Below are 12,019 nucleotides of genomic sequence, written 5' to 3' on the forward strand. Positions count from 1 at the left end.
TCCGGGCGGGGCGAGGCCGCTCTGATCCGGTCTCTTCGCCTTGTCGGCGAAAATCGCTGAAAAGACGCGATTTTCGCCGCCCGCGGCTCCAGAGACCGGCACGGCCCCGCACTTTCTGGCTGGCAGGAAAGCCACCCGAATGTTGGCATTGAGATGTCGTCACGGCGGCCCCACACGTGAGGCCCTACCCTGCTGGTGTGGCCACCACCAGTTGGATCCGTCCGGGCGATCCCGATGGTGGCCTTCGCCTGTTCCGGGTGCGGAACGTGCCGGTGCTGCTGGCGCCGTCCTGGTGGATCGGCTCGATCGTGGTCACGGCGCTGTACACGCCGATGGTCGGCCAGCTCATGCCGGGCATCGGCACGGCGGCGGCGCTGGTCCTGGCGGCCAGCTTCGCGCTGCTGCTGGGGGCGTCGGTGCTGGCCCACGAGCTGGGCCACTGCGTCGTGGCTCTGCGGTACGGCCTGCCGGTCCGGAGGCTGAGGCTGTTCCTGCTGGGCGGTATCTCGGAGGTGGGTCGCTCGCCGGCCAAGCCGGCCCAGGAGGGCATGGTCGCGGCGGCGGGGCCGGCGGTGTCGATCGTGTTGGCGCTGGTGTTCGGGGCAACGCTGTTCGTGGTGCCGCAGGGCGGCCCGATCTGGCTGCTGCTGCTGGAGACGACGCTGGCCCAACGCGGCGGTGGCGGTGTTCAACCTGCTGCCGGGCCTGCCGCTGGACGGCGGGCGCATGCTGCGAGCGGCGGTCTGGGGCCTGACCGGCAAGCGCGGCACGGGCACCCGCACGGCGGTGGTCGGCGGCGGCATCGTGGCCGGCCTGCTGGTGCTGTGGGCCCTGCTGCGCATCGTGCAGGGCTCCAACGACCGATGGCTGTGGCTGGGCGTCTGCGCGGTGACGGCCTGGTTCGTGGTCGCCGGGGCACGCAGTGAGCTGGTCTCGGAGATGCAGCGCAGCTGGCCCGAGGGCGTGAGCCTCAACGACCTGGTGCGGCCGGTGTTGCAGCTGCCGGCGGAGAGCCCGGTGGCCGATGCGCTGGCGGCGGCGGCGGGCCGGGGCGTGGTGCTGGTCCGCGCCGACGGTGTGGCCGCCGGCCTGCTGGACGAGGACGCCGCCCGCCGCATCGCCGAGCGCTCGCCGCTGACGCCGGCCGAGTCGGCGGCGGAGCCGATCCGGCCCGAGACGGTGTTGCTGGACTCGGAGCCGCCGGACAGATCGCGGAGCTTGGTTTGACGACAGCGGCCTGGCATTTCTTTTTGGTGGACAGGAGGGCAGGCCGGCGTTCTTTTTGCGCCGGGAGGATCTCAGGTTTTTTTTTTTATGGACCCAAACGGGCTTGAGATGATAGGCCCAGAATCAATCCGCCGGCAGCCCGCGGATCCGCGCCGGCGTCTGGACCGCGGCACGATGGCGATCGAGTCTTTCCATCGATCGTCATCGTGCAAGGGAAGACGCCGGCTTAGAGGCGGATCCGCCCGCCGCGGAACGCGGCGAAAGGAACACAGCAAGTGAGTGTGAGTGGGCCTTTCCAGGCCGGAGACCGTGTGCAGTTGACCGACTCGAAGGGTCGGCACTACACGATCGTCCTCGAACCCGGCAAGGAGTACCACACGCACCGGGGCGCGCTGGCCCATGACGACCTGATCGGCAAGCCGGAGGGCTCGCTGATCACGTCCGCGGCCAACACGTCGTACCTGGCGATGCGGCCGCTGCTGCCGGACTACGTGCTGTCGATGCCACGCGGGGCTCAGGTGATCTACCCCAAGGACGCGGCCCAGATCGTCATGTGGGGCGACATCTTCCCCGGCGCCCGCGTGCTGGAGGCCGGGGCGGGCTCGGGGGCGCTGACCTGCTCGCTGCTGCGCGCGGTGGGGGACCAGGGCAAGGTCATCTCGTACGAGGTGCGGCAGGACCACGCCGACCACGCGATCCGCAACGTGGAGCAGTTCTTCGGCAAGTCGCCGGACAACTGGTCGCTGACGGTGTCCGACCTGAACGAGCACCCGTCGGCGGCTGAGGGCGGCGAGGTCGACCGGGCCATTCTGGACATGCTGGCGCCGTGGGACGTGCTGGAGACGGTCCGGGCGGCGATGATCCCCGGCGGCGTGCTCGTCGTGTACGTGGCGACGACGACGCAGCTGTCCCGGGTCACGGAGGCGCTGCGCGAGCAGCAGTGCTGGACCGAGCCGGAGTCGTGGGAAACGATGATGCGCCCGTGGCACGTGGTGGGCCTGGCGGTCCGCCCCGAGCACCGGATGATCGCGCACACCGCGTTCCTGCTCACGGCCCGCCGCCTGGCCGACGGCGTCGTGACGCCGCGGCCGCAGCGCCGGCCGACGTCCACCGGCAACAACTAGGGCGTCCCGCAGACCTTCCAGGCGCCGTCCTGCTTGACCAGCCGGACGGCCGGCACATCCACGTCCTGACCCTGCTGCGGGTGCTTGACCAGCGTCACCGTGCCGGTGGAGCCGTTCACCACGAGCTTGCGGACCTCGTAGGGCACCTTCACGCCGGCGGCCTGCGGGTTCTCCGACGAGCAGACGACCAGCTTGGCCGCCGCCACGTCGTCGTCGGCCAAGGCGTCGGTGAACTGCTGGGCCGCGGCGGCCGCCAGCGGGTCCACGGGGCCGGCGGCCTGGGAGCCGCCGCCCTGGCTCTGGGGCTGCTGGCCGCGGGTGCTGGTGATCGCCACGACCGCCCAGGCGCCGAGGCCGAGCATGGCCAGCACGCCGACCGCCGTGCCGCCGATGATCCAGGCGTCCTTGCGCCGCGCGGTGGCCCGGCGGACGGTGGACGAGTCGAACGGTGGCTGCTGGAAGCTCACGGTTGATCACCCTAGCTGTTGCACACGAACCAGCCGCCGGACTGCTTGCTGATGACGACCGTGGCGTCCTGGCTCCGGTGCTCGCCGTTCAGGGTGCCCTCGGTGTGCACGTTCGCGGCGGCGTGCGTGCTGTCGGTCTGGGACAGGCTGGTCAGCTCCATGTGGGAGTTGGTGGCCGGGTCGAACACCGAGTGCGGGGACGCCGCGGTCTTGGCGTACTCGTCCCGGTCGGCCGGGCACACGAGCCGCGTGGCGGCGTCGGCGTCGCGGTTGTTGACGGCCGCGATGAAGCTGTCGGCCACGGTCTTCGCGTCGCTCGACGCGGAGCCTCCCGAGCTTCCGGAACCGCTGCCGGTGCTCTTCGTCCGGGAGGTCGTCGGCGAGCTGTGGCTGGTGGTCGGGGCCGGCGTGCGGGTGGTGCTGGTGCCGACCGACGCGGTGGTGTCCCGAGGGGCGTTCGCGTTGTTGAACCACACGATGCCGCCGAGACCCAGGCCGACGACGACAACCACGCCCAGCACGATGAGGATCGTCCGGGAGCTGTTCGACCGCGGCGGCGGCTGGGGCGGCATCCCGCCCGGATACGGCTGCCCGAATTGTCCGTACGGCGGCTGCTGTGGCGGAGGATACGGCCGGCCGTACAGCTGCTGCTGGGGGTAGGGGTTCGGCGGCGGGTACTGCTGGCCGTAGCCCGGTTGCGGCGGAGGGGGCGGCGGGTACTGCTGCTGGCCGTACGGATCCGAAGGTGGCGGCGGATACGTCACTGCTGAATCTCCCCGAACTCGTGGGCCTGGCCTTGTTTGCCCTGTGTGACGCCGTGGGTATGCCCAGGTGTCCACTCCACGGGACGGTTGTCGCCTTGGGGTGGATGTTCACGCGGCAGGCGTGGACACTGCCGTAACCACGGCACTTCCGGTGCCTGAGACGCACGGTAGCGGTTGGGAGGTTCCCCCTGACACCGGTATGGAGTAGTTCATCCGGCCGAGCGGGCGTTTCGTGGCCGTTTCGCGACCAGCACGCGGCCAGAGGTCCTCTCACTTGTCAGTGATCGCCGGTACCGTGGGAAGACGTAGAGCGGGAGGAGGGTGCCGATATGTCGACCGACCGTCCCGGCAGCCAGCCCGATGAGGGTGGCGAGCTGAACCACGGTGCGAGTGGCGCCGAATTGTCCGCGCAGATCAGGTTCCTCGAGGACGAGATCGCACTGCTGCGGCGCAAGTTGACGGAGTCCCCACGACACGTCCGGTTGCTCGAACAGCGCCTCGCGGAGGCGTCCGAGCGGGTGAGCCAGCTGACCGAGCGCAACACCAAGCTGGTCGACACCCTCCGAGAGGCACGCAGCCAGCTTCTCGCCCTCCGCGAGGAGGTGGACCGGCTCGCCCAGCCGCCCAGCGGCTACGGCGTCTACCTGGCCGGATACGAGGACGGAACGGTGGACGTGTTCACCGCCGGCCGTCGTATGCGTGTGGCGGTGTCCCCCGCGGTTGACGGCGGGACCCTCAAGCTGGGCCAGTCGGTCCGGCTGAACGAGGCGCTGACGGTCGTGGAGACCGGCGGCTTCGAGCGCACCGGCGAGGTGTGCATCCTGCGTGAGTTGCTCAGCGACTACGAGACGGGCGGCGCCCGCGCGCTGGTCGTCGGCCATGCCGACGAGGAGCGCGTGGTGTGGCTGGCCGACCCGCTGGTCGACTCCCCGCTCAAGCCGGGCGACTCGCTGCTGGTGGACTCCAAGGCCGGCTACGCCTACGAGCGGGTGCCCAAGGCGGAGGTCGAGGACCTCGTGCTGGAGGAGGTGCCGGACGTCGACTACCGCGACATCGGCGGCCTGTTCCGGCAGATCGAGGCCATCCGCGACGCCGTGGAGATGCCCTTCCTGCACGCCGAGCTGTTCCACGAGTACCAGTTGCGCCCGCCCAAGGGCGTGCTGCTGTACGGCCCTCCCGGCTGCGGCAAGACCCTGATCGCCAAGGCCGTGGCCAACTCCCTGGCCAAGCAGGTCGCGGCGGCGCGGGGCGACGACGACGGCCAGGCCAAGTCGTACTTCCTCAACATCAAGGGCCCCGAGCTGCTCAACAAGTTCGTCGGCGAGACCGAGCGGCACATCCGCCTGATCTTCCAGCGGGCTCGCGAGAAGGCCTCCGAGGGCACCCCGGTGATCGTGTTCTTCGACGAGATGGACTCGATCTTCCGCACCCGCGGCTCGGGCGTGTCCTCCGACGTCGAGACCACGATCGTGCCGCAGCTGCTGGCCGAGATCGACGGCGTCGAGGGCCTGGAGAACGTCATCGTGATCGGCGCCTCCAACCGCGAGGACATGATCGACCCGGCCATCCTGCGGCCGGGGCGGCTCGACGTGAAGATCAAGATCGAGCGTCCGGACGCCGAGGCGGCCAAGGACATCTTCTCGAAGTACCTCAACGAGACGCTGCCCATCCACACCGACGACCTGGCCGAGTTCGCCGGCGACGCCAAGCGCTGCATCAACGCGATGATCCAGCACACGGTCGAGCGGATGTACGACGAGTCCGACGAGAACCGGTTCCTGGAGGTCACCTACGCCAACGGGGACAAGGAGGTCCTGTACTTCAAGGACTTCAACTCGGGCGCGATGATCCAGAACATCGTCGACCGGGCCAAGAAGGCCGCGATCAAGGCCGTCCTGGAGACCCGCGAGCCGGGCCTGCGGGTGCAGCACCTGATCGACGCCATCGTGGACGAGTTCGCCGAGAACGAGGACCTGCCCAACACCACCAACCCGGACGACTGGGCCCGCATCTCGGGCAAGAAGGGCGAGCGGATCGTGTACATCCGCACCCTGGTCACCGGCAAGAACCAGGAGTCGGGCCGGGCCATCGACACGGCCAGCAACACGGGGCAGTACCTGTAAGTACGCCCTGCAATTTCATAGAACGGCCCGGGTCTTCGGACCCGGGCCGTTCGTGACTCTTTCGGGGGAATGTCCGGGCCGGTTTTCGTAACCATTGGGTAAATCCTCAAATAGGCCCGATCACCACTCTGCGTGGTCATTCACTCGTGCTGTCGTGCGAAAGCCGTGTCGCCCGGATAGCGTCTTGCCGTCAACCGCGGTGGAAGGGGGAGACGTGCTCGAACGACTCGGTCTGGGACTGGCCGCGCTCGGCCGGCCCGCGTACATCAACCTGGGCCGGCAGGGCGCGCTACCCGGCGTGAGGAGCGTGCCGGCGATGCGGGCCGCCGCGTGGAAGGTCCTGGACGAGTCCTACGCCGCCGGCATCCGCTGGGTGGACGCCGCCCGCTCGTACGGGCGGGCCGAGGAGTTCCTGGCCGGCTGGCTGGCCGACCGCGGGCACGAGGACGTCGTGGTGTCCAGCAAGTGGGGCTACGCCTACGTGGCCGACTGGCGGCCGGACGCGCCCGTGCACGAGGTCAAGGAGCACAGCCTGGCCCGGTTCGAGCAGCAGTGGGCCGAGACCGAGGAGCTGCTGGGCGGCTGGCTCTCGGTGTACCAGGTGCATTCCCTGACCGCCGACAGCCCGTTGTTCAACGATCCGCTGTTGCAGCAGAGCCTGTTCGAACTGACCGACCGCGGCATCCGCATCGGGTTCTCCACCACCGGGCCGGCACAGGCCGAGACCATCCGGCGGGCCACGGCCCTGACCGTGCACGGGCGGCCGTTGTTCAGCACCGTGCAGTCGACGTGGAACGTGCTGGAGACCTCGGCCGGGCCCGCGCTGGCGGAGGCGCACGAGGCCGGCCTGCATGTGCTGGTGAAGGAGGCGTTGGCCAACGGGCGGTTGGCGGTCGAGCCGCCGGCCGAGCTCCTGGGCATTGCCGAAGGGGCCGGCGTCGGGGCGGACGCCGTCGCGCTGGCGGCCGCGCTGGCGCAGCCGTGGGCCGACACCGTGCTGCTCGGGGCGGCCAGTCCGGCGCAGCTCCGGGCCAACCTCGCCGCCGCCCGCGTCACCCTGCCCGGTCCGAACACGCTCGCCCATCTGGCCGTCGAACCCGGCCGCTACTGGGGTCGTCGGGCCGAACTGGCCTGGAACTGACCGGTCGCGCGCGGGGCGTTGATCGCCGACTACTACCCTCGGGTGATTCCTTGAGACGAATCCCGGAGGGGGCAACGCGTTGCGTCGCGCGTACGTGGTCGTCGGCATTCTCGTGCTGACGGCGTCCTGTTCAGGCAAGCCCAACGACCTGCGGCACTACGCCACCCAGGACCCCGTGGCCACCACCACGTCGACCGCCGCGCCGAGCACCACCCACACGACCACCGCGGCCAGGCCGACGACCACGACGGCCGACACCGCGGTCATGGCCGCGCAGCTCACCGCCGGCCTGATGACCGACGCCTCCGTGCTGGACATCGGGTTCCACCCCAGCGTGCCCCAGAAGTCGACCGTGCTGGCCTCGCTGCCCGTCTGCGGCGCCTCGCTGAGCAAGCCCGCGGCGGCCGTTGCCGGCGCGCAGACCGGGTGGGTCGGCGCGAGCTCCGTGACGACGCTGACCGAGTACGTGGCCGCCTACCCCAAGACAACCACCGCCGCGCAGGTGTTGGCCGCGGCCAAGGCCGCCTTGACGTGCTCCCAGGCCACCAAGTTCGTCCTCGCCAAGGCCCCGACCGGCGTCGACGCCAGCTACAGCTGGTGCGAGACGGGCAGCCAGATCAGCTGCACCCTGCTGCTGGCCAAGGGACATCTGCTGGCCCGGGCCCAGATCGTCACCACCACGGAGACCAAGGCCCAGACCCTGCTCAAGGACATCGCCGTCCCGGCCGCCGCCCGCCTCGCGGCCACGGACTGACGTCCGGCTCGCCGCCGTCGGGCCGAGTCCTCGACCGCCGCGCACCTGTCCGGGGTGCGCGGTGATCGAAGACGCCGGGCCGCAGGACTAGCGTTCCCGGCGGGGGCAACCGGTCCCCCCTCGTGGCCGGTTGCCGCCCACCTCCTGTCTACCGGGTGCGTGTTGTTCGGTGTCGCCGGAAGTCATCCGAACAACGAGCCGTGAACAACGCGCAGGGGTTGCGTGGGGGTTGTAGAACGGGGGAATCAGCGGTTCTGCGACGGGAGTGACAAGGATGTCCAGCGAGCAGACGCACGTGATCGTGGGCGCCGGCATGGCCGGCGCCAAGGCAGCGGAGACATTGCGTGCGGAGGGCTTCGACGGTCGGATCGTGCTGATCGGCGCCGAGCAGGAACGGCCGTACGACCGGCCGCCGCTGTCCAAGGGCTACCTGCTGGGCGACCAGGACCGCGACAGCGTGTTCCTGCACTCGCTGGGCTGGTACGGCGACAACCACGTCGAGCTGCTCACCGGCCGCCGGGTGTCCCGGCTGGACCGTGAGGGGCACGCGGTGGAGCTGGCCGGCGGCGAGAGCATCGGCTACACGAAGCTGTTGCTGGCCACCGGGTCCTCGCCCCGGCGGCTCAGGGTGGAGGGCAACGACCTCACCGGCGTGCACTACCTGCGCCGGTTCGAGCAGTCCGACGACCTGCGCGAGGCCTTCGCCAACGGCGGGCGGGTCGTGGTGGTCGGCGCCGGCTGGATCGGGCTGGAGACCGCCGCCGCGGCCCGAAAGGCCGGCTGCACAGTGACCGTCGTCGAGCCGGCGGAGACGCCGCTGCACGCGGCGCTCGGCCCGGAGATGGGCGCCGTCTTCGCTGACGTGCACCGGCGGCAGGGCGTCGAGCTGCGCCTCGGCGTCGGCGTCACGGGCTTTGTCGGCGCCGGCAAGGTTTCCGGTGTCGCCACCGACGCCGGGGAGATCCCCGCCGACGTCATCGTCGTCGGCGTCGGCGCGCGGCCCAACTCCGAACTGGCCGAGGATTCCGGGCTCACCGTCGAGAACGGCGGCGTCGTGGTCGACTCCGCGCTGCGCACCTCCGACATCGACGTGTTCGCCGCCGGCGACATCGCCAGCGTGCCCAGTTCTCGCTATGGCCAGCGCATTCGCGTCGAGCACTGGCAGAACGCCGTCGATTCCGGCCCCGCCGCCGCGAAAGCGATGCTGGGCCAGGACGTCGTGTACGACCAGCTGCCCTATTTCTTCACCGACCAGTACGACCTCGGCATGGAGTTCGCCGGCTGGTTCGCGCCCGGCGGATACGATCGCGTCGTCACCCGTGGCGATGTCGAGGGTCAGGCCTTCTACGCCTTCTGGCTGGCCGGCGACCAGGTCGTCGCCGGCATGCACGTCAACCAGTGGGACGACGGGATCGGCCCGGTGCAGGAGCTGATCCGCAGCCGCCGGGCCGTCGACGCCGACCGGTTGGCCGACACCGCCACCCCCATCGCCTGATTCGTTGCACGGCCTCGTCGGGCGCTTGCCGAACAACGGCAGGTGCCCGATCGTGGTCGGCGGCGAACAACGGGGGTGGGGGATATGCCGCGTGGTGAGATCGCAACCCGTGTGACTAGGGGGAGCCATGTGGGATCTGGGGTGGCGTCAGATCGCGGCGATCGATGCGGCGTTGGCCGCCGGGGCGATCGACCAGCGGGGGTGGCACGAGGCGATGGCGGGGCTGCTGCGGGTGCCGTACCTGACGGCGAAGACGCCGTGGGAGCAGTCGGGGAAGTCGGGGAGCGAACAGGACTGGGCGCGGACGAGGAAGGTGGTCACGGAGGCGATCGATCGGGGCGGGACCTTCCTGGATGTGGGCTGTGCCAACGGGTATCTCATGGAGTGCGTGGCGATCTGGGCGCAGGAGAAGGGCCTGGACGTGGAGCCGCACGGGGTGGACATCGTGCCGGAGTTCGTGGAGCTGGCCCGGACGAGACTGCCGGGGTGGGCGGAGCGGATCCACCACGGGAACGCGCTGACCTGGCGGCCGCCGCGGCGGTACGACTTCGTGCGGACTGGGCTGGAGTACGTGCCGGCGCGGCGACAGAGGGACTTCGTGACGAGGCTGCTCAAGGACGTGCGGGACCGGCTGATCATCGGGCCGTACACGGTGGACAAAGGCGACGACCGGGTCGAAGAGGAGCTGCGGGCCTGGGGGTTCGAGCTCAAGCGCCGGATCGAGGCGCCGCACGAGGATCCGGGCGGGGTGCGGAAGCTGCTGTGGGTGGATCAGTCGTGGTGGTGGCGGAGCCATTCCAGGGCGATGGCGCGGCCGTCGGGGACGAAGTCGGTCGACGGGTCCCGCAACAGCGCGGCGGCCTCGGCCAGGGGCATCCACTCGCCGGAGACGATCTCCTCGGGCTGGTGGGTGATCGGGCCGTCCCACGTCGTCTCGTACACGAAGTTGTGGCAGCGCACGGGGGGCTGGTCGAAGGTGAAGCGGTACAGGAAGGTCAGCGGCGCGCCGGTGATGCCGAGCTCCTCGGCCAGTTCCCGGCGGGCGCCGTCGGCGGGGTCCTCGCCGGCGTCCACCACGCCGCCGACGCCGGCATCGCGCAGGCCGGGGAACACATCCTTGTCGGGGCTGCGGCGGTGGACATAGATCCGGGAGCGGTCGCCGGACAGCACCATGATCGCGCTGGCGGCGTGCCAGAGGCCCTCGGCGCGCATGCGGGCCCGGGTCACGGAGCCGACGACGGCGCCGTCGGGGGAGTACAGGGCGATCAGCTCGTCGGCGGCCACGGGGCGATTTTCGCACGTCAGTGAACCGTGACCGGAAGTGCGGCGTATTCGACCGGGACCCTGCCGGATCGAGGAGCCGATGGTGAAGAAGAGCATCAAGGTGGCGGTGGCGGTACTCGCGCCCATCGCTGTTCTGGGGACCTGTGCGGCCGTCATGCAGGCCGCGAACGCCGATCCCGTCGCCCTGCAGCCCAGAGTGACCCTGACCGGCACGGTGCTGCCCAAGCTGGCCCAGTCGACCCGCACGGGCGACGTGCCGGCGGACAAGCAGCTGTCGGTCGCGGTGAGCATGGCGCCGTCGAACTCCAAGGACCTGGACGCGTTCGTCAAGCAGGTGAGCGACCCCCGCTCGCCGAGATACGGCCAGTACCTGACGCCGGAGCAGTTCGCGGCCAGGTACGGGGCCTCCCAGAACCAGGTGGACCAGGTCACGACCTACCTGAAGTCGAAGGGCCTGAAGGTCGACTCGGTGGCCGCGAACCGCCTGATCGTGGACGCCAGCGGGCCGGCCTCGGCGATGGAGCAGACGTTCGGCAGCAAGCTGTCGACCCGCCGCGACGCCAAGACGGGCCAGGACTACTACGCCAACGACACGGCCCTGAGCTTGCCCGGCAACCTGGCCTCCGCGGTCAGCGACGTCGCGGGCCTGGACAACCACCGCAAGCTGACGCACCCGCCGCTGAAGCAGCGGGCGGTTCGCGGCGTGACGCCCGCGAACCTCAACGGGGCGTACGACATCAAGGGCGTCAACGCCACGGGTGCGGGTCAGCAGGTGGCGGTGTTCGAGCTGGATGCCTTCCAGCAGCAGAACATCGACGCCTACGACCAGCAGTTCGGCCTCACGCCGCCGAAGCCGCTGGTCAAGACGGTCGACGGCGGTGTGGCGCTGGGCGAGGGCCAGACCGAGGTGGAGCTGGACATCGAGGCGATCCAGGCGGTCGCGCCGAAGGCCCAGCAGACCATCTTCGAGGGCCCGAACAGCAGCCGCGGCGTGATCGACACGTACGCGGCCGTCGTGAACAGCAAGATCCCGGTCGTGTCGATCAGCTGGGGCGGCCCGGAGGAGGCCGGCACGCAGGCTGACCTCCAGGCCCAGGACACCCTGTACAAGCAGGCCGCGGCGCAGGGCCAGAGCCTGTTCGCGGCCTCGGGCGACAGCGGCTCCGACGACATCGGCAACGGCGGCACCAGCGTCGACTTCCCGGCCAGCGACCCGTTCGTCACCGGCACCGGCGGCACGCACCTGGTGGTGGGCGCCAACAACGCCCGCACCAGCGAGACGGGCTGGGACGGCTCGGGCGGCGGCAACTCGAAGCTGTTCGCGGCCCCGGACTACCAGGCCAACCTGGGCAGCCAGGTCCGCATGGTGCCGGACATCGCCGCGGACGCGGACCCGGCGACGGGCCTGGCGGTGTTCAGCAAGGGCCAGTTCGGCGTCGTCGGCGGCACGAGCGCGGCCGCGCCGCAGTGGGCGGGCTTCACGGCGCTGTACAACCAGCTGGCGGCGGCGGCCGGCAAGCCGAACCTCGGCTTCGCCAACCCGGCGCTGTACAAGCTGGCCGGCACGGCGGCGCTGCACGACATCACCAGCGGCAGCAACGGCGCCTTCACGGCGACCAAGGGCTACGACCGGGTGACCG

10 protein-coding genes and 1 pseudogene are annotated in these 12,019 nt (G+C 70.5%); 7 read left to right on the plus strand and 4 right to left on the minus strand.

Annotated elements, in window-relative coordinates:
• The first annotated feature begins 197 nt into the window (after positions 1-197).
• Together KUTG_RS43375 and KUTG_RS43380 are read left to right on the plus strand one after the other, a co-directional pair.
• A pseudogene (locus tag KUTG_RS43375) lies at positions 198-1,339 on the plus strand (site-2 protease family protein).
• Positions 1,340-1,502: 163 nt separating this feature from the next.
• Positions 1,503-2,351, plus strand: a complete 849-nt coding sequence (locus KUTG_RS43380; RefSeq protein ID WP_043725463.1) for a tRNA (adenine-N1)-methyltransferase — start codon at positions 1,503-1,505, stop codon at positions 2,349-2,351.
• Here the strand turns inward: KUTG_RS43380 and KUTG_RS43385 are convergent.
• Both KUTG_RS43385 and KUTG_RS43390 read right to left on the minus strand, forming a co-directional pair.
• Positions 2,348-2,818, minus strand: coding sequence for a hypothetical protein (locus tag KUTG_RS43385; protein ID WP_043725464.1), 471 nt, complete (start codon positions 2,816-2,818; stop codon positions 2,348-2,350). The two genes, KUTG_RS43380 and KUTG_RS43385, sit on opposite strands and share 4 nt — an antisense overlap.
• An 11-nt stretch (positions 2,819-2,829) precedes the next feature.
• On the minus strand, positions 2,830-3,582 hold the full coding sequence (locus KUTG_RS43390) for an Rv0361 family membrane protein (RefSeq protein ID WP_043725467.1): 753 nt from the start codon (positions 3,580-3,582) through the stop codon (positions 2,830-2,832).
• A gap of 329 nt (positions 3,583-3,911) precedes the next feature.
• Here KUTG_RS43390 and arc point away from each other — a divergent pair, with 329 nt between their 5' ends.
• The 4 genes from arc to KUTG_RS43410 all read left to right on the plus strand — a co-directional run bounded on the left by arc (position 3,912) and on the right by KUTG_RS43410 (position 9,095).
• Positions 3,912-5,705 carry a proteasome ATPase gene (gene arc / locus KUTG_RS43395; protein ID WP_043725468.1) on the plus strand — a complete coding sequence of 598 codons (1,794 nt, stop codon included), beginning with the start codon at positions 3,912-3,914 and terminating at the stop codon, positions 5,703-5,705.
• Between the two features lie 214 nt (positions 5,706-5,919).
• Positions 5,920-6,846 carry an aldo/keto reductase gene (locus KUTG_RS43400; protein ID WP_043725471.1) on the plus strand — a complete coding sequence of 309 codons (927 nt, stop codon included), beginning with the start codon at positions 5,920-5,922 and terminating at the stop codon, positions 6,844-6,846.
• Between the two features lie 79 nt (positions 6,847-6,925).
• Complete coding sequence (locus KUTG_RS43405; RefSeq protein WP_043725474.1) at positions 6,926-7,600, plus strand: hypothetical protein; 675 nt, start codon at positions 6,926-6,928, stop codon at positions 7,598-7,600.
• A gap of 274 nt (positions 7,601-7,874) precedes the next feature.
• Positions 7,875-9,095 (plus strand): NAD(P)/FAD-dependent oxidoreductase, encoded by a 1,221-nt coding sequence (locus KUTG_RS43410; protein WP_043725476.1) that lies wholly within the window; start codon positions 7,875-7,877, stop codon positions 9,093-9,095.
• A 147-nt stretch (positions 9,096-9,242) separates the two neighbouring features.
• Here the strand turns inward: KUTG_RS43410 and KUTG_RS59700 are convergent, their stop codons facing one another.
• Both KUTG_RS59700 and KUTG_RS43420 read right to left on the minus strand, forming a co-directional pair.
• Positions 9,243-9,806: a hypothetical protein gene (locus tag KUTG_RS59700; protein WP_157495202.1), complete on the minus strand. Its 564-nt coding sequence runs from the start codon at positions 9,804-9,806 to the stop codon at positions 9,243-9,245.
• A 60-nt stretch (positions 9,807-9,866) separates the two neighbouring features.
• Positions 9,867-10,379, minus strand: coding sequence for an NUDIX hydrolase (locus tag KUTG_RS43420; protein WP_043725480.1), 513 nt, complete (start codon positions 10,377-10,379; stop codon positions 9,867-9,869).
• 82 nt (positions 10,380-10,461) lie between these two features.
• On the opposite strand from KUTG_RS43420, the gene KUTG_RS43425 reads away from it, so the two are divergent.
• The coding region (locus KUTG_RS43425; RefSeq protein WP_198047506.1) for a S53 family peptidase at positions 10,462-12,019 on the plus strand (1,558 nt) is incomplete at its 3' end.

This window comes from Kutzneria sp. 744 (assembly GCF_000568255.1).
Lineage (GTDB): Bacteria > Actinomycetota > Actinomycetes > Mycobacteriales > Pseudonocardiaceae > Kutzneria.